The organism is Streptomyces sp. NPDC098789, assembly GCF_044759975.1.
Classification (GTDB): Bacteria; Actinomycetota; Actinomycetes; order Streptomycetales; family Streptomycetaceae; genus Streptomyces.
The window spans coordinates 127,308-150,415 of the sequence record NZ_JBIWAJ010000006.1 but is presented as its reverse complement, the minus strand read 5'-3'; the positions used below and the strand labels follow the sequence as shown (position 1 = coordinate 150,415).

At 73.9% G+C, this 23,108-nt stretch carries 18 protein-coding genes and 1 pseudogene; 8 read left to right on the top strand and 11 right to left on the bottom strand.

The features are described 5' to 3' along the window. Positions 1-12: 12 nt before the first annotated feature. Positions 13-1,029: an agmatine/peptidylarginine deiminase gene (locus tag ACIQWR_RS15290; RefSeq protein WP_404008842.1), complete on the bottom strand. Its 1,017-nt coding sequence runs from the start codon at positions 1,027-1,029 to the stop codon at positions 13-15. A gap of 157 nt (positions 1,030-1,186) precedes the next feature. Between ACIQWR_RS15290 and ACIQWR_RS15285 the strand changes: the two genes are divergently transcribed. Beyond that, positions 1,187-1,756 carry a TetR/AcrR family transcriptional regulator gene (locus ACIQWR_RS15285; RefSeq protein WP_354380808.1) on the top strand — a complete coding sequence of 190 codons (570 nt, stop codon included), beginning with the start codon at positions 1,187-1,189 and terminating at the stop codon, positions 1,754-1,756. 43 nt (positions 1,757-1,799) lie between these two features. Here the strand turns inward: ACIQWR_RS15285 and ACIQWR_RS15280 are convergent, their stop codons facing one another. Next, complete coding sequence (locus ACIQWR_RS15280) at positions 1,800-3,101, bottom strand: M48 family metalloprotease (protein WP_404008839.1); 1,302 nt, start codon at positions 3,099-3,101, stop codon at positions 1,800-1,802. 205 nt (positions 3,102-3,306) lie between these two features. Between ACIQWR_RS15280 and ACIQWR_RS15275 the strand changes: the two genes are divergently transcribed. Beyond that, positions 3,307-3,846 carry a GNAT family N-acetyltransferase gene (locus ACIQWR_RS15275; protein ID WP_404008836.1) on the top strand — a complete coding sequence of 180 codons (540 nt, stop codon included), beginning with the start codon at positions 3,307-3,309 and terminating at the stop codon, positions 3,844-3,846. Positions 3,847-3,883: 37 nt separating this feature from the next. On the opposite strand, the gene ACIQWR_RS15270 is transcribed toward ACIQWR_RS15275, so the two are convergent. From ACIQWR_RS15270 to ACIQWR_RS15260, 3 genes and pseudogenes are all read right to left on the bottom strand, one after another. Further along, positions 3,884-4,435, bottom strand: coding sequence for a TetR/AcrR family transcriptional regulator (locus tag ACIQWR_RS15270; RefSeq protein WP_404009364.1), 552 nt, complete (start codon positions 4,433-4,435; stop codon positions 3,884-3,886). 343 nt (positions 4,436-4,778) lie between these two features. Then, positions 4,779-5,558: pseudogene (locus ACIQWR_RS15265) on the bottom strand (IclR family transcriptional regulator C-terminal domain-containing protein); the annotation flags it as partial. 881 nt (positions 5,559-6,439) lie between these two features. Further along, positions 6,440-7,039, bottom strand: coding sequence for an RNA polymerase sigma factor (locus ACIQWR_RS15260; RefSeq protein WP_404008834.1), 600 nt, complete (start codon positions 7,037-7,039; stop codon positions 6,440-6,442). 331 nt (positions 7,040-7,370) lie between these two features. Here ACIQWR_RS15260 and ACIQWR_RS15255 point away from each other — a divergent pair, with 331 nt between their 5' ends. Together ACIQWR_RS15255 and metG are read left to right on the top strand one after the other, a co-directional pair. Continuing rightward, on the top strand, positions 7,371-9,353 hold the full coding sequence (locus ACIQWR_RS15255) for a hypothetical protein (protein ID WP_404008832.1): 1,983 nt from the start codon (positions 7,371-7,373) through the stop codon (positions 9,351-9,353). A 266-nt stretch (positions 9,354-9,619) separates the two neighbouring features. Next, entirely contained in the window at positions 9,620-11,338 is a 1,719-nt protein-coding gene (gene metG, locus ACIQWR_RS15250; protein WP_404008830.1) for a methionine--tRNA ligase, read from the top strand. A gap of 105 nt (positions 11,339-11,443) precedes the next feature. Here the strand turns inward: metG and ACIQWR_RS15245 are convergent, their stop codons facing one another. Both ACIQWR_RS15245 and ACIQWR_RS15240 read right to left on the bottom strand, forming a co-directional pair. Further along, the gene (locus ACIQWR_RS15245; RefSeq protein WP_404009361.1) at positions 11,444-12,958 is read right to left on the bottom strand and encodes a YfcC family protein; all 1,515 of its coding nucleotides are present in this window, start codon (positions 12,956-12,958) and stop codon (positions 11,444-11,446) included. 38 nt (positions 12,959-12,996) lie between these two features. Continuing rightward, the gene (locus ACIQWR_RS15240) at positions 12,997-14,319 is read right to left on the bottom strand and encodes a M20/M25/M40 family metallo-hydrolase (RefSeq protein WP_404009358.1); all 1,323 of its coding nucleotides are present in this window, start codon (positions 14,317-14,319) and stop codon (positions 12,997-12,999) included. A 317-nt stretch (positions 14,320-14,636) separates the two neighbouring features. Between ACIQWR_RS15240 and ACIQWR_RS15235 the strand changes: the two genes are divergently transcribed. Together ACIQWR_RS15235 and ACIQWR_RS15230 are read left to right on the top strand one after the other, a co-directional pair. Further along, a complete protein-coding gene (locus ACIQWR_RS15235) occupies positions 14,637-15,176 on the top strand; it encodes a hypothetical protein (protein ID WP_404008828.1) in 540 nt (179 codons plus the stop codon). A 145-nt stretch (positions 15,177-15,321) separates the two neighbouring features. Beyond that, entirely contained in the window at positions 15,322-16,098 is a 777-nt protein-coding gene (locus ACIQWR_RS15230; RefSeq protein ID WP_404008825.1) for a hypothetical protein, read from the top strand. Positions 16,099-16,135: 37 nt separating this feature from the next. On the opposite strand, the gene ACIQWR_RS15225 is transcribed toward ACIQWR_RS15230, so the two are convergent. The 4 genes from ACIQWR_RS15225 to ACIQWR_RS15210 form a co-directional block, all read right to left on the bottom strand. Next, positions 16,136-17,545, bottom strand: a complete 1,410-nt coding sequence (locus ACIQWR_RS15225; protein ID WP_404009355.1) for an NAD(P)/FAD-dependent oxidoreductase — start codon at positions 17,543-17,545, stop codon at positions 16,136-16,138. Positions 17,546-17,760: 215 nt separating this feature from the next. Beyond that, positions 17,761-18,945, bottom strand: coding sequence for an MAB_1171c family putative transporter (locus ACIQWR_RS15220; RefSeq protein ID WP_404008822.1), 1,185 nt, complete (start codon positions 18,943-18,945; stop codon positions 17,761-17,763). A 56-nt stretch (positions 18,946-19,001) separates the two neighbouring features. Further along, positions 19,002-19,550 carry a toxin-antitoxin system, toxin component gene (locus tag ACIQWR_RS15215; RefSeq protein ID WP_404008819.1) on the bottom strand — a complete coding sequence of 183 codons (549 nt, stop codon included), beginning with the start codon at positions 19,548-19,550 and terminating at the stop codon, positions 19,002-19,004. Between the two features lie 64 nt (positions 19,551-19,614). Further along, positions 19,615-20,280, bottom strand: coding sequence for a helix-turn-helix domain-containing protein (locus ACIQWR_RS15210; RefSeq protein ID WP_404008816.1), 666 nt, complete (start codon positions 20,278-20,280; stop codon positions 19,615-19,617). Between the two features lie 337 nt (positions 20,281-20,617). On the opposite strand from ACIQWR_RS15210, the gene ACIQWR_RS15205 reads away from it, so the two are divergent. Together ACIQWR_RS15205 and ACIQWR_RS15200 are read left to right on the top strand one after the other, a co-directional pair. Then, on the top strand, positions 20,618-21,490 hold the full coding sequence (locus tag ACIQWR_RS15205) for a helix-turn-helix domain-containing protein (RefSeq protein ID WP_404008813.1): 873 nt from the start codon (positions 20,618-20,620) through the stop codon (positions 21,488-21,490). A 211-nt stretch (positions 21,491-21,701) separates the two neighbouring features. Then, positions 21,702-23,057 carry a 6-phospho-beta-glucosidase gene (locus tag ACIQWR_RS15200; RefSeq protein ID WP_404008810.1) on the top strand — a complete coding sequence of 452 codons (1,356 nt, stop codon included), beginning with the start codon at positions 21,702-21,704 and terminating at the stop codon, positions 23,055-23,057. Positions 23,058-23,108: the final 51 nt, after the last annotated feature.

The following is a 23,108-nucleotide window of genomic DNA, read 5'->3' as shown; positions in this document are numbered from 1 at the left end:
GGGAGGAGCAGGTCAGGCGGGGAGGGGGACCGCCGACGGTACCTGCTGAGTGATGCAGTGGACACCACCGCCGCCGTAGGCGATCACCCGCGTGCGGACGCCGACCACCTTGCGGCCGGGCAGGGCGGCGGCGATGACGGCGAGCGCGTCCTCGTCCCCGGGCAGGCCGGCGACGGGGACCACCACGCCGCCGTTGGCGATGTAGAAGTTCAGGTAGCCGACCTCGGTCTCCTTGCCGTCCACCTGGACGAAGGCGCTCTGCGGCAGGTCCAGGATCTCCAGCCTGCGGCCCGCGGCATCGGTGGCGGTCTCCAGCACGGCGCGGTTCGCGCGCATCCGCTCGTAGTCGGGGTGGGTGGGGTCGTCCGGGAGCTGGACCAGCACCTTGCCGGGGGCGACGAAGGCGCAGACGCCGTCCACGTGGCCGTCGGTCTCGGTGTCCAGCAGCCCGCCGTACGGCAGCCAGATGACCTTGGTGACGCCGAGGCGGGCGATCAGCTCCGCTTCGATCTCCTGCTTGCTCATCCCCGGATTGCGGTTCGGGTGGAGCAGGCACTGCTCGGTGGTGATCAGCGTTCCTTCGCCGTCCACGGTGATGGAGCCGCCTTCGAGGATCATCCGCGAGTCGACGCGCTCCACGCCGAGGTGGTCCAGCAGGGCCGCGGAGATCTTGTCATCGGTGTCGTACGGGTGGTGCTTGCCGCCCCAGGCGTTGAAGCGGAAGTCGACGCCAGCCCGCTCCCCGGCGGGCCCGAGCACGAAGACCGGCCCGGAATCGCGGAACCAGGAGTCGTCCAGGGGGAGCTCGATCACGTCCACTCCTGCGCCGCAGAGCTCCCGGGCCTCGGCCCCGCTGCCGGGCAGGGCCACCATGGTGACCGGCTCGAAGGCGGCAATAGCGGTCGCGACCTGGGCGTATTCGTACTTGACGGTGTCGAAGACCGCACCCCACAGATCCTGCCGGGTGGGCCAAGCCATCAGGCAGCGCTCATGCGGGGTCCACTCGGCAGGCATCCGGAAACGCGTCATGATCTCTCCTGTTTGAATATTCAGTCAGCCGGAAGCGGAAGGGAGGGTGGGGAAGAACGTAACGGTGATGTGTCCCGCATCCTCCTCCGAACTGAAAATTCAGTCAATGCTTCTGGCCAAGGAGTTATGGATCCGGCCACGGGTAGAGTGATCCCTCGTGTCAGACCGTCGAACAGAGATACTCAGGGCCGCCACGCGAGTGATCGCGCGACGCGGCGTGCGCGGGCTGCGCGTGGGAGAGTTGGCCGCCGAAGCCGGCGTGTCCACCTCGCTGATCTACTACCACTTCACCGATCGCGCGGGGATCCTCCGCCGGACCCTGGAGTTCATCAGCGACCGCGCCGACCGCTACACCGCCGAGCGCGATCCCGGGCAGGACCCGGAGGATCCCCGTACGGAGCTGACGCAGGTCCTGCTCCTGGAGCTCCAGGACACCCCCGAGGTGCGCGAGAACAGCACGGCCTGGGGGGAGCTGCGGGCCAGCGCCGTCTTCGACCCCGAGCTGCGCGAGGACGTCGCCAAGGCCACGCACACCTGGGTCCACGAGATCGCGGACCTACTGGCCCACGCCCGCCCCCTGGGCACGGCGCCCGCGCACGCGGCCGCGGCGGAGCGGCTCACCGCGCTCCTGGAGGGCCTCAGCGTCCGCTGGCTCAGCGGTTCGCTGCCGCTGGACCACGCCCGGCAGCTCCTGACGGACGCGATCGAACACGAACTGTCCGCCTAGGCGTGGGCCCGGGACGAGGCCGGGCGCCCGGCGGACCGTCGGGTCAGTACGCGTCGCCGCGGACGATCAGGCGCGCCACCACCGCGCGCGCCGGAGCGAGCTCCGCGGCCACCGCGGCGGCCCGCGCGTCGTCGTAGTCCACCCGCGCCGGGAGCGGATCGCCGAGCGCCAGGCAGTGGCGCCGCAGGTGCGTCGGCGGATGCGTGTCGTCGACGCCGTGCCCGCGCCGTGCGGCGACCCGGAGCAGCCGCTCGTACTCACGGGCCGGTACGGAGGACGCGTGGACGGCGATCCGCTCCCAGAGTTCCCGCTCGGTCGCCTCCCGGACCTCCCGCCCGGCGGCGCCCCCCTTCATCTGGGCGTTCACCCGCTCCCGGCGCAGCGCGTCCTCGACCGACCCCGCGACGAGCAGCCGTTCCATCAGCCCCACCGCGCCCGCCGTCGAACCGGCCCGCGCCGCACCCAGGTCCGCCCGGTACTCGGCGCGCTGCGCGGCGCGCAGCGTCAACCGGTCCAGCAGGAGGAGCAGGCCGTACGCCGCGCACCGCGGGAGGTACGTCACGACGTTGAACAGGCTGTCCCACACCGAGTGCGCCCGGCTGGGGGCCAGCGTGTCCAGCCAGAGGACCAGGGTGCGCAGCGCCTGTCCGATGGCCAGGCCGTGCCGGACGTCGCCGCCCGCGAAGTGCCCCAGTTCGTGGCCGAGCAGGGCGACGCGCTCCTGCGGTGCGAGTACTTCCCACAGCCCGAGCCCCAGGATCAGCACGCGGCGCTGGCGCGGCCCGTACGAGGTCACCGCGGCGTTGAAGGCGCCGTCGATCACCACGGCGTGCACCCCGGTCGTACCCGTGACCCCGGCCACCTCGTCGATCAGCTCGAACAGCCGGGGCGCGTCGGCCCGGCGGAGCGCCGGCCCGTGCCGGGGCAGTCGGCCGAACCGCGGCCGCAGCACGAAGGCCACCACCAGCAGGACGACGCCCGCGACCGGCTGGACCACGGTCTCCCACCCCAGGGCGATCAGCAGCACCCCCGCGACCGCCAGCATCAGGGTCAGGCCGTGCACCAGCAGCGCGATCCCCAGGGCGAGCAGCGACGCCGCGTCGCCGCGCGCCGGACCGGGGTCGCCGCCGGACATGGTGGCGGCGAGTTCCTCGCCGTGCCGGCGCGCCAACCGCCGGCGCACCGCGGCGATCCGGCCGGGCTCGGGGTCCGGGACGGCCGGGTCCACGTTCCAGTCGCAGGCGGCGCACCACACGGTGAACCGCTCGTCGGATGCGTCGAGCGGCTGCCCGCACGCGGGGCACGCTCGCCCCGTGGATGTCCTGACCGCGCTGTCGTGCTCCATGATCGCCTCTCCCCGGCGGCACCCCCCGGGCGCGCGGCTACGGCAGAGTAGCCGAGTGCGCGAGGCAGGCCGCTGCCAGGGGCGATCGACGACCAGTGGCTCGGCCGGGCGGCCGTGCCGGCGTCACGGGCGTGCGGCAGGCCGGGCGGGGAGCACCCGAAGAAAGGGTTTGTCCCGGAGCGGGGGATCGCATGGGATGGGCGGCATGGACGCACTGCACACCGAACGCCTCATCCTGCGCCGCTGGCGCGACACCGACCTGGAACCGTGGGCGGCGATGAACGCCGATCCCGCGGTCCGCGAGTACCTGGGCGAGGTCCTCACCCGGGAGGGGAGCGACGCCTCCGTGGCGCGTTTCGAGGCCGGCTTCGAGCGGCGCGGCTACGGCTGGTGGGCCGTCGAGGTCCGGGCAACGGGCGAGTTCATCGGCTTCGCCGGCCTGGACGGGGTGGACGAGGGGTTGCCGTTCGGCGGAGTGGAGATCGGCTGGCGCCTCGCCCGGTCGGCCTGGGGCCACGGCTATGCCACCGAGGCCGCGCTGACCGTACTGGCCCACGCCTTCGACGCGCTGGAGCTTCCCGAGGTGCTCGCCGTGACGACGGCCACCAACCTCCGTTCCCAGGCGGTGATGCGCAGGATCGGCATGACCCGCGACCCGGCCGACGACTTCGACGACCCCGACGCGCCCGAAGGCCCGCTGCGCCCGAACGTGCTCTTCCGCCTCCCCCGCCCGGCGGCGGCCTGAGCCCCGCGACGGGCCCCACGAGAGGGCCCGGCACGCCCTAGCCCAGGCGGTCCAGTTCGGCGGTGATGGCCGAGGACATCAGGTCGCGGGCGTGCGGCAGCGGGAGGCTTCCGCTGAGCCAGCGCGAACTCAGCCCTTCCACCAGGGCCGTCAGCCGCTCGGCGGCGCCGGACAGGGCCGCCTCGGAGGCCATCGGGTGGACCTGGCCGACCAGTTCGGCGACCTCGCGCACCCACACCCGGGTCGCCCGGGCGAGATCGTCCCGCAGGTCGGGGTCGAAGACGGCGCACGCCCGCAGTTCGCCCCAGGCCGTGCTGTTCTCCCGGACGTCGGGCGCGTCCTGGAGTTCGAGCAGGAGCGTCTGCTCCAGCTCGCCGCGGGCGTCGAGCGGGGGGAGGTCGGGCGAGCGCTCCGTCGTGTAGCGGCCCGCGCGGTCGTTGATGAACTCCAGCGTCGCGCGCAGGATTCCGGCGCGGTCCTTGAAGTGGTAGTAGATCAACGCGGTGGACACGCTCGCCTCGGCGGCGAGTTCCTCCACGCGCAGCCCGCGCACACCGCGTCGGGCGATCACCCGCGCGGCACCCTCCATGATCGATGTTCGACGGTCAGCCACAATCCGACACCCTACCCGGGGCGGCCGGCGGACCCGGTCAGGTGTGCAGGACGACGAGGTCACCGCCCGGCCCCAGCGGTGGCAGGGGCGCGAAGGTGCGGGGGAGCGCGAGGGCGGGGCCGCCGCAGCCCCGCGGCCGGGGGCTCGCGTCGAAGAGGTAGGCCGCCGCGGTGGCCGGATCGCTGACCAGGTGGGGCCCCGGCGAGGCGGTGGCGCGCGTGTGCGGGGTGCGGAAGACGCTGCGCAGGTGGCGCAGGGTCCGTGCGGGCGAATCCGGGTCGATCCGCACGGCCGCACCGTCCGGGGGGATCGCGCCGGACAGGAGCAGCGCGAGCAACACCGGTACCGCCTTGCGGCGCAGGGTGGCGGTGGCGGCGCCCAGCCGGTGGGCGTGCCCCGCGGGCAGGGACAGGGCCAGACTGCTCGCCGCGCCGCCGGTCGCGAGCGCGACCGCCGAACAGACCACGCCGGGGGCGTACTCGCTGAGGTCGAAGACCGGCTCTCCCGGGGCCAGCGCGTCCAGGGCGTGGAAGAGCACCCGGCTGTCGGTGATGGTCCGCGCGGTGAGCCGGGTGGGACGGTGGCGCGCCACGTGGTCGGCCCGACCGTCCCGGTCGAGTTGGGTGAGCAGGCACTTGCCGACCGCGCTGGCGTGGGCCGCCGCGCGGAAGTCGACCCATTCGTCGACGGGCGGGGTGCCGGGCCCCTCGGCCATCTGCGTGATGCGGACCTCGCCCTCGGCGTAGCGGCTCAAGTAGAAGGCGGCGCCCGCGCTGTCCCGGGCCAGCGCCAGGGTGTGCTGGAGCTGGGCGGCGAGCCCGTGCCCGCCGGGGGCGCCGAGCCGGTCGAGCGCGGGGCCACGCCCGTAGACGCCCGCCGCGGGGCGCCACGCGTACCCCTCCTCGCACAGCATGGCCAGCACCGGGCCGAGTTCCGCGGCGACCAGCCCCGCCTCCCGCCCGATCCGGGCGGCGTCGACACCGAGCGGGTGTCGTTCGAGGACGCCCACGACGGCCAGCGCGCGCCGTGCCTGCGCCAGCGCACCGGTGGCGTCCGGGTCCGCGGGGTCCGGCCCGCGGCGCCGAGCGGCCGGTGGCAGCGGCGGGGGCGGTGCGGGGCGGCGTACCGGAAGCGGCAGGGGAAGGGGCGGGGGAGCGGGGTCGCCGTCCGCCCGGGCCCGGGGGGACGACTGCGGTTCGGACCCGGCAGCCGGGTCCGGCTCCCGGGCCGGGGCCGTGGGCAGGAAGGCGGGCAGCACCTCGGGCAGGCCGGGGCGGGGCAGCGGCACCGGGCCCAGGTCGACGTCCTCGAACTGGTCGACGTGGCGCAGCACCCGGGCCTGCGCGCAGAGTCGGATCTCCCGCAGGTCGCGCGGCCCCCCGGGCAGGTAGCCGGAGCGGGCGAGCTCGGCCGCCCAGACCCGGGCGTCCTGGTGTTCGCCGCGCCGGGAGTGGTCGAGGAAGAGGCAGTAGGCGGCGGATCCGGTGTGCGCGGCGCCGGAACCGGCCGCGAACTGCCACCAGAAGCGGGCGCCGTCCCGCAGCCCGGCGAGGTGCAGCAGGCAGCCGAAGACCAGGGCTCCGGGCGGGTCGCCGTGCCGGGTCGCGATGAACTCGCCCAGCCGGGCGGCGGCTCCGGGCCCGCAGACCACGGCCAGGCAGACCGCCTTGAGGTCGCGCCGGGCCTGTTCGGCCTCCACGGGCCGCTCCCGCGCGGGATCGCTCCAGCCGGGCGGCCCCGGGCGGGCGCGGGCGTCGGCGGCCCGGGCCGCGGCCCGGGCCCGCAGCAGCAGCCGGGTCTCGGCGGCGCCGAGGTCGTAGTGCGGATAGCGGTCCGGGACCCGGGCCCGGGCCAGGAAGTGCTCCAGGGGGCGGCCGGGGCCGCCGCGGTCGCCGACCCCGCGGTCCGCCCGGTCGGCGCGGGCCGGGAGTTCGGCGGGACCCGGGAGTTCGGCGGGGTCCGCGTGCTCGCCGTGGTGGCTCATGGCGCGCCGTCCTCTCCGCCGAGGAGCCGGGTGAGCCTGCGGCGCGCCTGGGTGAGGTGGGAGCGGACGGTGGCTTCCTCGACGCCCATCACGTGGGCGGCCTCGCCGGTGGTGCAGTGCAGTCCGTAGCGCAGCAGGACGGCGTCGCGCTGTCGTTCGGCCAGCCGGGAGACCGCCGAGTAGAACTGGATGCTGTCGGTCAGCACGTCGTACGGATCGACGGCGGCGTCCTTGAGCGCGGCCTCGAAGGCGCTGATGTCCATGGGCCGCGGCCGCCGGTCGCGCTTGCCCTGTTGGTCGACGATGCGGTGTTTGAGGACGGTCCAGGCGTACGCCTCCAGCCGGTCCATGTGGAGCATCCGGAGCCACTCGTTCATGATCGCGTCGAAGGTGGCGTCGACGACGTTCTCCGCGTCCGCGTCGGAGCCCAGCTGGAGGTACGCGAATCTCATGTAGGAGGGCCGCCGGTCGGTGTGGAAGGCCCAGTACGACAGGCGCGCCCGCGTGTCCCACTGGCTCATCGGCGTCGCCGGCCGCTGCCGTCGGCTGGGCAGACCCACCGCCCCACCGGATTCCTCCGGACCGCCATCGCTCACCGCTCCACCTCTCCCCCTCGTGGCACTGGAGGTGCTCGCCCCCACCCTGCCAGCGTTCGCGCGGCCGGGAGAAGGCCGCGTGCGAAGCGGGGGAAAGCTGTTGACGGCCCGTCCGATGCGGAGCGATTCGTGATCGACTTCGATCGGCGCGGAGACGAACTGTCGGTTCCGCATATGCCGACGAACGTTTCCCGTGGTCGGGGCCGGTCGGCGCCCGACCGGCGGCTCCGGGGCGCCTTCCGGGGCGCTCTCCCGCGGGGCGCCGGCAACCGGCCCGTAGGGCCGCGGGCGCGACGTGTGACCATCCCAAGATTCACTCGTTTGTCTGACCGTGGGCACATCACAGCGATTCGGCTCCACCGCCGTCGAAGCAGCCGAGGCGGTCCTCGTCGAGCAGTACCCCCACCTGGTACGGCTCGCCTACCTGACGCTCCCCGACGGCCTCGGGCGGCACGCCCGGGTGCTGCGCGCGCACCGGGCGGTGCAGCGGGGGTTGCCCCGGGCGCGCGCCGGTGACGAGCTGGGGCGTCCGGGGGGCGCGTCCGACGGACCGGGGCCGCCGCCCGACCCCGGCGACCCCGACGGCCCGCGCGCGTCCGACGGCCCCGGCGGGCCGCTCGGAGAGGTGCGGGCCCGCGTGCTGCGGGCCGCGCTGGCCCCCGGCGGCCGGCCCGGAACGGCCCTGGCCCGGTGGGGATGGCCACCCGCGCCCCCCTTCGTGTGGGGGCTCAGGCTCTGGCCCCCGGCGGGCGGGATCGACGAGACGGCCCGGCTGCTCGGCGGGGTGCCCGCGGCGGTCCGCGCGGCCTTCGTGCTGCACCGGCTGGACGGGCTCGCCGAGGCGGGGACGGTCCGGGTGCTGGCCGCCGCGGGAGTGACGGATCCGGCGGAGAGCGTGCGCCTTGCCCTCGCCCTGCCCGTCGGCGAAACGCTTTTGCGGTCCACGGAGTTCGACGCCTGCGTGGTCAACACCCGGCCCACCGACCTGCTGCGCCGACGCCGCCGGGTGCGGGTCGGATGGGCGGCCGCGGCCGTACTGGCCCTGGTCGCCGGGGTCGCGGTGGCCGACGGGGCGCCGCCCGGGCCGGACGTGCGGCCCGCCGCCGGAGCCGTGGCGGCCGGGGCGCTCGACCCGGACCGACTGGTACGGATCCCGGCCGCCGCCTGGTCCGACACCGCCCGGGTCGACTTCACCGCCTGGCCCGCCCGCGGCGCGCGGGCGGGGGACCGGGCCCTGCTCGCGCGGGCGCTGGGGGCCTGGGCGAGCAGGTCCGCGCAGGTACCGGTGAGCGCCGCGCCCGGGACCCCGACGGACCCGCCGGGGCGGCCGCCGCAACTGCTCTACGCCGGGGACGTCGAGGGCAGGGCGGTGGTGCTCCTGCTCGACGCCGACCGGGTGGTGCGCTACGGCGAAGCCGCCGGCGGGCCGCGGGAGCGGGCGCTCGACTTCGCCCGGACCGACGAGGCCGGGGTGACCACCGCGGGCGCCCTCGCGGTGAGCCGGGCGGGCGGCCGGGTCCGCTACCTGCTGGCCCCCTGGATCGCCACGGCCGCCACCTTGGACCTGCTGCGGCCGGCGGACCCCGGGCAGCCGCTGGCCGTGGCCGCCGACGGGGTCACCGCCGCCGCGGCGGCGCCCGGGCTCGCAGGGGCCTGCGCGAGCTGGCCCGTCCTCGCACTGACCTCGTCCACCCGCATCGTCGAGAAGCACTCCTTCGTGCTCGCCGACCTCGGCGCGCTGGCCCCCGTACACCTGACCTACACGCCCCTGCCGGACGGGCCGAACGCCGTGCCCGCGCGCCAGCCCAGGGAGGCGACCGGTCCCGCGGCCCGCGCCGCGTGGGCGCCGCTCGCCTGCGGGCTGCGGGAGCTGCGCGGGGGCGCGGTGCGGGCCGTCAACGTCTGGGACTTCGCCGCGTCCGAGCTGCCCGAAGGCGGCGGCCGGGCCGTCTGGTCCTGCACCCGCGCCTCCGGCTGGGCCGGGCCCGGCGACGTGCTCGTCCGGCTGCGGCCGCCCGCGGGCCCGGCGCAGGACGTGGCCCGGGCCCGCTCCACCGCCGCCTGCGGCCGCTTCGGCCAGCACCTTCTGGTCGGCACCCGGTGGAAGACGGCCGCCGGACACTGGTACGAACTGGCCGCCGGCAGTCGGGAGGTGGCGGCCATCACGGCCACCGGCGCGGTCCGCGCGGAGGTGGCCGGCCGCAGCCTCACCGCCCCCGCCGGCCCGGAGGGAGCGCCGGTGACCCTGACCGCCCGCCTCGCGAGCGGCGCCCGCATCACGGCCCTCGACGGCGCCGGCGGCGGCCGCGACTGACCGGAATTCCGCTGCCGCGCGGCTCCGGTCGCGCGGCCCGACCCCCTCCCCGGTGAGCCGGTGGCCGGTCCCTGGCCGGCCGGGGCGTGATCAGCGCTCCTGTAGCATGACCGCGAGCGCGAGGGCGGTGACGCAGAGGTCACAGCCCTCGCTTTCGTGTAAGGCCCACCCCCTGAAAATGCGGCACGTGGCGTTTCGTCGGTTCGATACGATGAGCCCCTTCACGATCCTTCACACGCCGCACGTATGAAATGGAGCATCCGAGGATGTCTCGACACCTGATCACCAGCGCGCTTCCCTACATCAACGGGATCAAGCACCTGGGCAACATGGTCGGGTCGATGCTTCCGGCGGACGTGTACTCCCGGTACCTGCGCCAGCGCGGCCACGAGGTCCTCTACATCTGCGCCACCGACGAACACGGCACCCCCGCCGAGCTGGCCGCCAAGGCCGCCGGACTCTCGGTCGCCGAGTTCTGCGCGCAGGCGCACGACGCGCAGAAGGCGATCTACGACGGCTTCGAGCTGTCCTTCGACTACTTCGGCCGCAGCTCCTCGGAGCAGAACCGCGAGATCACCCAGCACTTCGCGCGCCGGCTCCAGGAGAACGGCTTCATCGAGGAGCGCGCGATCCGGCAGATCTTCTCGCCGGTCGACGACCGCTTCCTGCCGGACCGCTACGTCGAGGGCACCTGCCCGCACTGCGGCTACGACAAGGCCCGCGGCGACCAGTGCGAGAACTGCACCCGCGTCCTGGACCCCACGGACCTGATCGAGCCGCGCTCGGCCATCTCCGGTTCCACCGAGCTGGAGGTCCGCGAGACCAAGCACCTCTTCCTGCTCCAGTCCAAGCTCCAGGGCGAAGTCGAGGCCTGGGTCGCCGAGCACGAGGAGGAGTGGCCGCAGCTGGCCTCCTCCATCGCCCGCAAGTGGCTGACCGAGGGCCTGCACGACCGCGCGATCACCCGTGACCTCGACTGGGGCGTGCCGGTCCCGGCCGACACCTGGCCGGAGCTGGCCGCCGACGGCAAGGTCTTCTACGTCTGGTTCGACGCCCCCATCGAGTACATCGCCGCGACCAAGGAGTGGGCGGACGCCGACCCGGCGAACCGCGACTACAAGTCGTGGTGGTACCAGGCCGAGGACGTGCGCTACACGCAGTTCATGGCCAAGGACAACGTCCCCTTCCACACCGTGATGTTCCCCGCCACCGAGCTGGGCGTCCGCGAGCCGTGGAAGATGGTCGACTACGTCAAGGCCTTCAACTGGCTGACCTACTACGGCGGCAAGTTCTCCACCTCGCAGAAGCGCGGCGTCTTCACCGACCAGGCGCTGGAGATCCTGCCCGCCGACTACTGGCGCTACTTCCTCATCGCCAACGCCCCCGAGTCCGACGACTCGTCCTTCACGTGGGAGCACTTCGCCTCCACCGTCAACAAGGACCTCGGCGGCACCCTCGGCAACTTCGTCAACCGAGTGCTGACCTTCTCGCGCAAGAAGTTCGGCGACGAGGTCCCCGCGGGCAGCGCCGCCGGCGAGGCGGAGGCCCGCCTCGGCGAGCAGATCGCCGAACTGCTGGCCGAGTACGAGGGCCACATGGAGGCGCTCCAGTACCGCAAGGCCGCGGCCGCGCTGCGCGCCCTGTGGTCGGCGGGCAACGCCTACCTCGACGAGAAGGCCCCCTGGCTGGAGGTCAAGACCGACCTGGACGGCGCGGCGCTCACCCTGCGCACCGCGATGAACCTCATCCACCTGTACTCGGTGGTCTCCGAGCCCTTCATCCCCGCCTCGACGCGCGCCATGCGCTCCGCCTTCCAGCTGGCCGACGACACGGCGACCTGGGTGACCCCGGAGCAGGCGAAGTCGCTGGACGCGGTCCCCGCGGGCACCCCGTTCACCGTGCCGCCGGTGCTCTTCGCGAAGATCACGGAAGAGGACCTGGAGTCCTACCGCGAGCGCTTCGGCGGCAGCGACGCCGCGGCCTGAGGCCCGTAGCACGACCCGCACGACCCGCACGACACGAAGGGGCGCGGCCACCGCACGGTGGCCGCGCCCCTTCGCGTGCGCCGGCGCCCGGGCCCGCCCGCGGTACTACAGGGCCGCGCCCAGTGCCACGAAGCCGCAGATCAGGACGAAGAGGATCGCCAGCAGCGGCCACACGAACCGCAGGTACTTGTCGTAGCCGACCTTCGCCAGGGCCACGCCGCCGATGGTCACCGCGGTGGTCGGGACCCACAGGTTCATCCAGCCGCTGGCCGACTGCCAGGCCGTCACCACCACCGCGCGGGAGACCCCCGCGAAGTCGGCGAGCGGGGCCAGGATCGGCATGGCGAGCGTGGCGTGGCCCGAGGTGGACGGGATCAGGAAGGCCAGCGGCAGGTTCACCAGGAAGACGATCACCGCGAAGACCCCGGACGAGGTGCCCTTGACCACGCCCTCGATGGAGTGCAGCACGGTGTCGGTGATCTTCGAGTTGTTCATGATGACGGTGACCCCGCGCGCCAGCATGATGACCAGGGCGGGCGAGATGAAGTCGGCGGCACCCTGGATGATCGTGGAGCTGAGCTTGGCCTCGCCCATCCGCGCCACCAGGCCCACCAGCACGGCCGCGCACAGGAACAGCGCCGAGAGCTGCGGGAAGGACCAGTCCAGCTCCCAGCCGTACTGGGTCGCGTCCGCCTTGCCGGTGAGCGCGCTCGACCAGGGCACCACCGAGAAGATCATGAAGGCGAAGACCAGGACCAACAGCACCAGCACCGTCTTGTGCAGCCGGGTCAGCTCCGGCTCCGCCACCTCGTCGCCGGTCGCCTTCTGCTCCTGGTCCCCGGGCAGGAAGCCGCACAGGGACTTGGTCGGGTCCTTCTGGACCCGCTTCGCGTAGCGGATGACGTAGAGGACCGTCACCGTCGTCAGCACGATCCACATCAGGAACCGCAGCACGATCCCGTCGCCCAAGGAGATGTCGGCGGCCGAGGAGGCCACGCCGGTCGCGAACGGGTTGACCGTGGAGCACAGGACGCCGATGCCCGCGCCCAGGATCGAGGCGCCGACGGCCACGAGGCGGTCGTAGCCGAGGGCCAGCATCATCGGCACCAGCAGGCCGTAGAAGCCGAGGGTCTCCTCCGCGAAGCCCTCCACCGTGCCGAGCACGGCGAAGACCACCATCACGGCGGCGATCAGCAGCGCGCCGCGGTCCCGCAGCCGGTGGGCCAGGCGGGAGATGCCCCGGTCGAGGGCGCCGGTCGCGAAGACCACCGTGATGAAGGCGCCGATCGCCAGGACGAAGAGGAAGACGCCCGCACTGCCGTAGAGCGCACCCGTCAGGCTCGGGCCGACCTGGCCGGTGGTGGTGTCCTGGAGGCCGTAGAGGCCGTTGACCGGGGCGAGGAAGAGGTCGTTCAGTCGGTCGACGAAGCTCTGCGTGCCGGGGACCCGGTGGTAGGTGCCGGCGACCGGGGCGCCGCTGTCGTTGCGGTCGTACTGGCCGGAGGGGATGAGGAAGGCCAGCAGCCAGATCGCGACCGTGACCAGGGCCAGGATGGTCAGCGCGCTGGGGAAGGCGAACTTCCGCGCGGGCGGCGGTTCGCCGCCGGCCCCGGGCTCCAACTCGGGCTCGGCGGGGGTGGGGGCCGGGCTCGCGGCGCTCACCGGGCGCCTCCCGCGCGGTGGTCCGCGGCGTACTCGCGCAGGAACGCGACCATCGCGACCACGGTGTTGCGCAGCTCCGAGAAGAGCACGCGCTCATTGGGCGCGTGCAGGTTGCACATGCTGTCCTGCGCGCCGAAGAGCAGCACCTCGGCCCCGGGGGCCGCCTTGGCCAGGCCGTTGACCAGGGGGATCGAGCCGCCGGTGGCGACGTACGAGGCCTCCGCGCCCCAGGCCTCCTTCAGCGCGGTCAGCGCCGCCCGGTAGGCGGGGCCGCCGGTGCGCGCCTCGTAACCGGGGCCGGTGTCGCCGGGGCTGACGGTGAGGGGGATGCCGAAGGGGCGCTGCGCGCGCAGGTGCGACACCAGCGCGGCCCGTGCCTCCAACGGGTCCTGGTGCGGGTGGAAGCGGAGGTTCAGCTTGGCCCGGGCGTAGGGGACCACGGCCGAGGCCGCGTGGTCCACGCTCGGGGCGTCCAGACCGATCACGGTGATCGCGGGTCCGCTCCACAGCCGCTCGCCCAGCGAGCCCGTACCGATCAGCGGCAGGTCGCCCCGGACGGAGGCGAGGTCCCGGAACTCCTCCTCGGTGTAGGTCGTCCCGTCCCACGGGTCCCGCCGCAGGCCGCGCACGGCCACGTCACCCGCGTCGTCGTGCAGCGTGCCCAGGGCCCGCAGCAGGACCAGCAGCGCGTCGGGGGCGGCGCCGCCGAACTCCCCGCTGTGCCGGGGCTCGGCGAGGGTGCGGACCTCCACGGTGACCTCGCAGGCGCCGCGCAGCCCGGTGGTCAGGGTGGGCGTGCCGGGCCGCAGGTTGCCGAGGTCCGCGATCACCATCGCGTCGCAGGCGAACCGGCCGGGGTCGGTGGGCGGGTAGTCGTCGAAGGCGCTGCCGTACTCCTCCTGGCCCTCGATCACCATCTTGATCCCGACGGGCGGCCGGCCCCCGTAGGCCCGCAGCATGCCCAGGTGCGCGATCACGTTCGACTTGTCGTCGGCGATGCCGCGCGCCCGCAGGCCGCCGGGGACCGGGGTCGGTTCGAAGGGCGGGGACAGCCACAGGCCCGGGGCGCCGGCGGGTTGGACGTCGTAGTGCCCGTAGAGCAGCACGGTGGGGGCGTCCGGGTCGGGGGGCGGGATCTCGGCGTAGATCACCGGGGCGGTGTCGGGCAGGTCGATGCGCTCCACGTTCGTCACGCCCGCGTCCCGCAGCAGCGAGACGATCAGGTCGTGCGCCTCCTCGACCGGTTCCGGCGGGTAGCCGGGGAAGGCGATCGACGGGATCGCCGCCAGCCGTTCCAGATCGGCCACCAAGCCGTCCATCAGCGCATCGACCCGCGCTCCGAGGTCTTCCCGACTGCTCGCTTCCACCCGGCACCGTCCCTCTGATCCCCGCTGAGCTGCGGTTCTGCTCCCTCGATGATGGGCCGGGGGCGGGTGGGGTGCCGTGGCGGAATGGGCCGGGCGGGTGAAGGGGGCGGGGCCCGGCCGGGCCCCGCGTCCGGCCCGGTGTCCGGCCTCGCGGCCCGGATGGCCGGAAGTCGACCCTGCGGTGGCGATCTTGACTGATCCACCGCGTATCGAAGCCGTCCCGAAATCGTTTCTTCAGCCGAGAGCACTCATGACAGGGAGGCAGCGCGGTGACCGCTTGGCAGTACTTCGCCGGGGCCGGGTTGGTGGTCGCCTGCTGTCCGCTCCAGGGACACGTGGACGTGCCGCCCGGGGGCGCCCGGGTGGACCTGTGCGTTCCCGCCCGGCACGAGCCCGCGGCCCCGCCGGCGCCCACGGTCCGACCTTCCCGGGCGGCCGTCGTCCCAGGGGCCCTGCCGGGTCCCGCCGGGCCGACCGTCCGGCACCCGGCCCGGCCCGCGCCGGAGCCGGCCGTCACCCCGGGCCGGGCCGCCGTGCCCCGGCCCGCGACCGTGGCGGCGCGGCCGGAGCCACCGCCGGTCGCACCGGGCCCCGCGGCGCCCGCTCCCGCTCCCGCGCCCGCCGCCCGGGCCGCGGCGCTGCCGACGGCCGGGTTCCACGTGCGCCGCTACCGTCCGGTGGCCCTCCAACGACGGGCCGCCGGTGGGATGTCCACCATGATGCTCCTGGTCGTCGTCACGACCCCGGCCGTCCTCGCGGCCGCCGCGCTGCGCCCGCGCGGGCGCAGCGGCCGCAGCGGTACCGCCTGAGCGGCGCCGCCCGAGCGGTGGCTCCTCAGCCGCACCGCCCGAACCGCACCGCCCGAACCGCACCGCCGAACCGCGCCGCCGAGCCGGCACCCGGCTCCCGCGCACGCCCGAACCACCGACCGATCCACACCACGGGAGATCCCGCATGTCCGAATGGCTGGTCCTGGCCATCGCGATGGCGCTCGTCTGCGCGCTCGTCCTCGCCTGCACCGCATTGCGGCACCGCCGCGTCGCCGCCGACGAGGACACCAGCGAAACCCCCGACGTCATCGAGTACATGACGATGATGGTCGGGGTGGTCTACGCGATCGTGCTCGGCCTCGCCATCGCGGGCGTCTGGGAGGCGCGCGGCGCCGCCGAGGACACCGTGCGCCGCGAGGCCCAGTCCTTGTACGAGGTGACCCAGCGCGCCGACGTCTACCCGGCGCCGGTGCGCGACCGGATCCGCGGCGAGGTGGACGCGTACGTCACGCACACCGTCAACGTGGACTGGCCGCTGCTGACCTCCGGCGCGAACTCCTCCCCGCAGGGCGCCACCCTGCTGGGCGCCCTGCGCAGCGACGTCACCCACCAGAGCCCGGCGAACGAACTCCAGGCGCAGGCCTACCAGCCGCTGCTGGACCAGATCGCCAGCGCGGACGACGCCCGCCACTCGCGCACCCAGAGTTCGGGCGCCACCCTGCCGGGCGTGATCTGGTTCGGGCTGCTCGCCGGCGGCCTCGTCACCATCGGGCTGATCTTCACCCTGCAGATCCGCCGCTCCGGCCGGGAACTGCTGCTGGCCGGCCTCTTCAGCGGGCTGATCGTCTTCCTGCTGTTCATGGTGTGGAGCTTCGACGCCCCCTACGGCCGGGAGGGAATCGATTCGGCGGCCCCGTTCCAGGACCTGTTCCCCTCGCTGGCGTTCGCCCTCGGCAAGTGACCGAGCCGAGCGGGGCCGGGACGGGCCGGGCCGACCGTCAGGTTCCGGCCGGCTCCATCGGCTCCACCGGCCCGGCGCGATCCGCCCCGGGCCGCTCGGCCCGGTCCGTCCGCCGGGTGAAGCCCAGCTCCCGTTCCGTCAGCGGCGGGCCGGTGAGCTGGGGCATCCGCGGCCCGCGCAGCGCGTGCAGCAGCACCCGGGGCCGCACCAGCGTGGTGATCGGCGCCGACAGCGTCATCACCTCGGTGAGCGCGGTCGCCACCACGAAGTCGGCGGTGGCGGTCCGCACCAGGCGGCCCACGTAGCGCGAGAGCAGCTTGTCGGCCGCGCCCGGGCGCTTGCCGACGGCGTCCGGATAGAAGATGTCCTGTCCGGTCGCCAGGTCCCAGGCCACCGAGACCGGCGCGGCCACCGCCCGCTGGGTCCGCCGGGACAGCCCGGCCGCACGCAGCCCGCCGCCCTCCACCAACGACCGGCGCAGCGCCCGCGCACCCTGGGCCGCCACCGACATCCCGTGGCCGTACACCGGGTTGTAGGAGGCCACGGCGTCGCCGAGGACGACGTACCCCTCGGGCCAGACCCGGGACTTCTCGTAGTAGCGGCGCCGGTTGGCGGTGTGGCCGAAGGTGGCCACCTCGGACAACGGCTCGGCGTACTGGATCAGTTCCGCGACGACCGGATGGCGCGCGGAGCGGGCGAAGGCCTCGAAGGCGGCGGCGTCCGCGGTCGGTTGGCCGCCCCGGGTGCCGGAGAGGGTGACCAGCCACCGGCCGCCCTCGACGGGGATGATGACCGCCGTCTTGCCGGGCCGCGGATCGTGCGCCACGGACTGGATGTTGACCACGGGGAAGTTCTTCTCGGTACCGGGCGGCGCCTGGTAGAGGCGGCTCGCGTACACCAGGCCCGAGTCCACCAGCTCCTCGCGCACCGGCGGCACGCCCAGTTCGCGCAGCCACTGCGGGGTACGGGTGCCGCGGCCGCTCGCGTCCACGACGAGGGCGGCCGCGAGGCGCTCCTCGCCGCCCTCCGCGGTGGTGATCCGCAGCCCCGTGACCCGCCCGGCGTCGCCGGTCAGCCCCAGCACCCGGGTGTCCTCGACCACGCGGACGTTGGCCAGCGCGGCGACCTGCTCGCGCACGGCCCAGTCGACCAGGTCCCGGCTCGCGGCGAACAGGTAGTGGGTGGGCCGCCAGCGGCGGTACCAGCCGCCGGGGGAGAGGGCCACCATGCCCGAGGTGAGCGGGATCCGGTGCGCGCCCGCCGCGAGCAGCCGCTCGGAGAAGCCGGGCAGCAGGCCCTCGATCGCCTCGGCGCCGCCCGACCAGAGCAGGTGCGCGTGCTGGGCCTGGGGGAGGAAGGCGCGGGCCGCGGCGGTGGCGGGCAGGACGTCGCGCTCGATGACGGTGACCCGGTCGGCGTACGGTGCGAGCGCCGCGGCGGCGAGCATTCCGGCCAGACCGCCACCGATCACGACGGCCTCCCGCCGCGTGGTCGGGGTACCGCTCCCGGCGACCGCCCCGTCACCGACCTCCGTGTGACAGGTCGCCGCGCCACCGGCCGCCGGGCCACCGATCGCCGCACCCCGGGCGGGGGTCTCGGCCGCGGTGCGCGGCGCCGGTATCCGTCTCGGACCGCAGGATCGGTCGCCGCTGGTGGTCTCGCTCATGGGTGACTGCTTTCCGTGCTGGCCGCGTGCCGGCGGGTCCGTGCTACTGCGGGGGAACGCAGGGCGCGCGAGATGCGTTCGAGATCGCGCGGGCCCTGTGCGGTCGGCGAGGTGTAGGCGTCCGCCGAACCGATGACCTTCTCCTCCGGATCGGCCGCGCGCGCCCGGACGGCGGCGGCGACCATCACCGCCTCGGCCGTGGCATCGGCTTGGGCGGTCCCCGCGCCCGCCGCGAGGGCGGTGGTCCGGGCGCGGTCGCGCAGGTCGTGGTCGAAGTAGGGATCGAGGTGGAGGATCCCGTCGTGGATGTCGGCCACCCGCTGGGTGACGCGCAGGTCGGCCGGCGACCACCACGAGATCCGCACGGCGCGCGAACCGTGCGGGACGACCGCGTGCAGTTCGCGCCACAGCGGTCCGAGCCGGTGGTACGTCGCCCAGGTCTGCCAGAAGGCCGACAGCCGCTGCACGACCAGCGGCAGCACGAAGCCCGTCCCGATCAGGAGGGCGGAGAAGGAGGCGACGGGCGGGGCCACGGTGGTGCTGAGCACGTCCAGGTCCTGGCCGGCCCAGCGGGCCGTCACGGCGGCGAACTTCGCCGCGTCGAAGACCAGGTTGAGCATGAACCCGCAGACCATGAGGATCAGCCCCGAGCGCAGCGAACCGCGCACGTGCAGGGACCAGCGCCGGCACAGCACGGTCATCACGACGGCGGCCACGGTGTGCGCCACGAGGTAGATGAGGATCATCTCGCGGATGTAGGGCGTGTTCGCGTAGTACGTGTCGAAGTCCCGCAGCCGTTCCACCGGGGCGCCACCGATGGCGAACAGGGAGAACTGCGACAGGATCACGGCGCTGTACGAGCCCACGCACCACCGGGAGAGGGTGCGCGCACGGTCGTCGGGGCCGCCCCGCCAGTTGATCAGCAGCAGCAGGCAGGACGCGCTGAAGGCGGTGAGGATGCAGTAGACCAGCGGCGCGGAGAAGTTGGGTATGCCGGTGATCCGGTTGACTTCGGCGATCGTGGGCGGCGCGGCGAAGAAGAACACCGAACTGGCGACGAGCAGGAGCACGCTGACGGCCCGTACCAGGGGATCGCGCCAGTGCCGGATCAGGCCCGGCAGCTTGCAGGTGAAGGCGATCACCAGCACGCCGGCCGGAATGTAGAAGTCCAGGCCCTTCACTCGTTCAGCCCGCTCTCAGCCATGTCAGTGGCCGCAGCCCAGGGTTCAGCACGTTCTCAGCCTCGGGGTCCTCGGTAGCCGAGGGACGCCTCGATGCGTCCCGCCAGCTCGTCGCGTTGGGTCGGTCCCGGCCCCAGGGAGGCCGAGAGCCATGGACGGCACTTGCTGCCGAGCAGCAGGCCGAAGGTCTCCGCCTCCGTCTCCTCCTGGACGTCGGCGCGGGTGCGCGCGGCGACCCGGCGGACCGTTTCGCTCAGGTCGGCCTCCTCGGACAGCAGTCGGGCGGCCACGGCCGCGCCGTCCACGTGGTGGCTGCAGTGGCCCGCCTTCATGTGCCACAGCTCGTGGCCGAGGATCACCAGTTGGTGGTCCGGGGCGGTGCGTTCCTCCACGACGACGAGGTCACGGTCCTCCATGTCCAGCCACAGGCCGCTGGCCGTCCCCGGGGGGAACGAGGCCATGCGGAACTCCACCGGACGCCCGCGGTGTTTGCTCATGCCCTTGCACAGGGTGGTGTAGAGGTCCACGGGTTGCACCGGGGCGGCCAGCCGGATGGCCGCCACCAGCTCTCCGCACAGCCGCCGCTGCTCTCTGCCTATGCTCACCGTTCTCCCCGTCGGCGCGGATCCGGATCAGGACTCAAGGGTCAGACCCAGCTTTTCGACTGGGTCATGATTGGGTCGGTTTGACGCTTTCGAGGAGCAGGTCCAGCCATTCCGTCACTTTGTCCCGGTGTTTGTCACTGGGCAGTTGGGCGGCGCGCCAGGCGATGCCCCGGACACCGTGGTCCTGGAGGAGTCTTGCCAGCGGATCGCCCGTTGAAGCCTGCGCGGAGGCGAGCTGTCGCTCCCGCGCCGCGAAGTCCTGGAGCAACTGCTGCTCGGTGCGCAGCAGTGCGTCGGTCAGGGCGTCGGCGTCGTGGGCGGCCAGGAAGCCCGCGTGCACCCCGAAGAAGCGCTGGATCGCGTCACAGTGCTCCATCGTGGGCCGGCGGTCGCCGTTGATCAGGGCGCCGGCCTGTTGGCGCGACATGGCCGCGCCGTCCGCGATCTCCTGCTGCGTGTAGCGGCGTCCGTTGGGCTTGACGCGGGTGCGTCGCAGCAGGTCCAGGCGTTGCAGGAAGCGGGTCTGCAGGTCGGGTTCGCCGGTGGGGCGGCCCTCCAGCAGGTTCTTGACCACGTCGGCCGGAACCCCGGAGGCCTCCGAGAGGCGCCGGAGGTCGAAGACCTCGCTCTGGTCGCGTCCTAGCTTGCCCGCGAGTTCGGCGACGCGCGTTACGGTGGCTGCCAAGGGCACGTTGGCCACCGCGACGGGAGCCGGGAAGCCGTCTGTCACCAGTGGTTCTCCTAGATCGCGCGAAGGTCGGTTCGGGCACATGGTCGGCTCCTGGAGGCTAACCCTTCTCCCATCGAAGGGCTAGAACTTGCCACAGCTGTGGCGTGAATGAGCCGTCACGAGGCTGGAATTGCCACAATAGTTGACACTCGAATGAAGTCGGTAGCAGGATCGCCACACGGAAATGAAGATCCAGACCGTGAGGAAGGGGGAGCTCTCGGTGCCACATCTCGCAGCGGTGGGCCCGTCCGATGGCCTCGCCCGAGCCGGTGAGGGGCGCCTGACGGGTGAAGAGCCCGTCCGTGGCGCGGTGCGGTCGGAGCGACGCAAGGAGATTTTGCGCCAGCGGCGCGAAGAGCTGAACCTCAGCCAGGAGGACATGGCCGCCCGTCTGCGCATCAGCGTCCGTGCGTACGGGAATTGGGAACGCGGCCTGGTCAAGGAGTGGACGGACCGCAAGCTGCTCGCCCTCGCCGAAGCGCTGGAGATGAGCGAGCGCCAGTGCTTCTGGCTCTTCCGCGTCATGGTGGACCGCGATCCGCCGCCGACCTGGCGCGCCGCCGAGGAGAACCGGCTGCCCGCCGACCCGGCACAGCGGGACTACCTGCGGGACTACGCCGCGCTCATGGAGGCGGTGCCCTACCCGAGCTTCCTGGTCGACCACCGCTGGGACGTGGCGCTCACGAACTCGGCCTTCGACCAGCTGTTCCAGGCCGTTCGCCCACATCCCACAGCACTGCCCGACGACAACTTCCTGCGCTTCGTGCTGTTCCACCCGGACGCCGCGGCCGTGCTGGAGGACCACGAACCGGGCTGGTGCGTACCGCTGCTCGCGCAGTTCGCGACCAGCCTGGCCGCCGACCCCGACGACGAGGGGCTGCGCAGCATCCGCCAGGAGGTGGCCCGCGACCCGTTCATGGAGGCCGCCTACCGCTACGGCGTCCCGCACTGGCTCAGCACCTACGGGGCCGATGCGGCCGAGCGCGACGGAGCGGTGCGTTCCGTGCGCCACCCCGACCCGCGGTGGGGCGTGGCACGCTGCCGGATGGTGGCGGAATCCGGCCGAATGTTGGACGCGATGGGACTGACCCGGGTCACGCTGATCCTGTCGGCGCCGCAGGGCGTACCGATCGGACCCGCGCCGGTAGCGGCCGGTCGTCCGCCGCAGACCTCGGCGCGACTGCGCGCCGTGCCGTCGCCGCTCGACTGACCGACCGGGTGACACTGGTGCCACGGAACGTGGCACGGAAGGCCGCGCCGCACCCGCCGCCGTCCGTGTCACCGAACGTGGCACGCACGCGTGGCGCGGGAGCCGTGTCACGATGCGTGGCACGGGACGGCTGGTACGGGCTCGGAGCGCTCCTCGGAGCCCGGGCCCGGAGCGCGGCGGGCGACGCCGCGCGGGCGAAGGGCGGTTGGGCGTGCGGCTGACGATCCTCGGTGGGGGCGGTTTCCGGGTACCGCTGGTGTACGGGGCCCTGCTCGGCGACCACGCCGAGGGCCGGGTGACCCGCGTGACGCTCTACGACGCCGATCCCGGCCGCCTCGCCGCCATGGCCCGGGTGCTCGCGGACCAGGCCGCCGCCGCGGGGGTGTCCGACGCGCCGGAAGTGATCGCGACCAAGGACCTCGACGAGGCCCTGCGCGGGGCCGACTTCGTCTTCTCCGCCATCCGCGTCGGCGGCCTGGACGGGCGCGCCACGGACGAGCGGGTCGCGCTGGCCGAGGGAGTGCTGGGCCAGGAGACCGTCGGCGCGGGCGGGATCGCGTACGGCCTGCGCACGGTGCCGGTGGCGCGGGAGATCGCCCGCCGGGTGGCCCGTAGCGCACCCGGGGCCTGGGTCATCAACTTCACCAATCCGGCCGGGCTCGTCACCGAGGCGATGGCCGAGGAGCTGGGCGACCGGGTCATCGGGATCTGCGACTCCCCGGTGGGCCTCGGGCGCCGGATCGCCCGGCTCCTCGGCGCCCGCCCCGAAGAGGCCTGGATCGACTACGTCGGCCTCAACCACCTGGGCTGGGTCCGCGGCCTGCACATCGGCGGCCGCGACGAACTGCCCCGGCTGCTGGCCGACACCGCCGCCCTGGAGTCCTTCGAGGAGGGGCGGCTCTTCGGCGCCGAGTGGCTGCGCTCGCTCGGCGCGATCCCGAACGAGTACCTGCACTACTACTACTTCAACCGCGAGACGGTCCGCGCCTACCAGGAGGCCCGGCAGACCCGCGGCGCCTTCCTGCGCGACCAGCAGCGGGCCTTCTACGCCGAGGCAGAGCGCCCCGGTCAGCGGCCCGGCGCGGCGCTCGCCGCGTGGGACCGCACCCGGGCCGAGCGCGAGGCCACCTACATGGCCGAGAACCGCGACGCGGCGGGCGCCGGCGACCGCGAGGAGAGCGACCTGGAGTCCGGCGGGTACGAGAAGGTCGCGCTCGCGCTGATGCGGGCCATCGCCCGGGACGAGCGCGCCACGCTGATCCTCAACGTCCGCAACCGCACCACCCTGTCGGTGCTCGACCCGCAGGCCGTCATCGAGGTGCCCTGCCTGGTCGACGCCAACGGTGCGCATCCGGTGGCCGTCGATCCGCTGCCCTATCACGCGGTCGGTCTGGTGACCGCGGTCAAGGGCGTCGAGCGGGAGGTGCTGGCGGCCTCGGCCAGCGGCTCGCGCCGGGACGCGGTCAAGGCCTTCGCGCTGCACCCGCTGGTGGACTCGGTGGCGGTGGCCCGGCGCCTGCTGGACGGCTACGTGCAGGACCATCCGGGCCTGTCCTACCTGCGCTGATCCCCCGCGCCGGTCCCCTGCGCCGGTCCCTTTCGGGGGCCGGCGCCCGGG

What these genes read in the sequence shown, in the direction of transcription:
- ACIQWR_RS15290 (WP_404008842.1), bottom strand. Translation starts at nt 1,029, where the DNA reads ATGACGCGTTTCCGGATGCCTGCCGAGTGGACCCCGCATGAGCGCTGC.
- ACIQWR_RS15280 (WP_404008839.1), bottom strand. Translation starts at nt 3,101, where the DNA reads ATGGAGCACGACAGCGCGGTCAGGACATCCACGGGGCGAGCGTGCCCC.
- ACIQWR_RS15275 (WP_404008836.1), top strand. Translation starts at nt 3,307, where the DNA reads ATGGACGCACTGCACACCGAACGCCTCATCCTGCGCCGCTGGCGCGAC.
- ACIQWR_RS15270 (WP_404009364.1), bottom strand. Translation starts at nt 4,435, where the DNA reads ATGGAGGGTGCCGCGCGGGTGATCGCCCGACGCGGTGTGCGCGGGCTG.
- metG (WP_404008830.1), top strand. Translation starts at nt 9,620, where the DNA reads ATGTCTCGACACCTGATCACCAGCGCGCTTCCCTACATCAACGGGATC.
- ACIQWR_RS15240 (WP_404009358.1), bottom strand. Translation starts at nt 14,319, where the DNA reads ATGGACGGCTTGGTGGCCGATCTGGAACGGCTGGCGGCGATCCCGTCG.
- ACIQWR_RS15230 (WP_404008825.1), top strand. Translation starts at nt 15,322, where the DNA reads ATGTCCGAATGGCTGGTCCTGGCCATCGCGATGGCGCTCGTCTGCGCG.
- ACIQWR_RS15225 (WP_404009355.1), bottom strand. Translation starts at nt 17,545, where the DNA reads ATGCTCGCCGCCGCGGCGCTCGCACCGTACGCCGACCGGGTCACCGTC.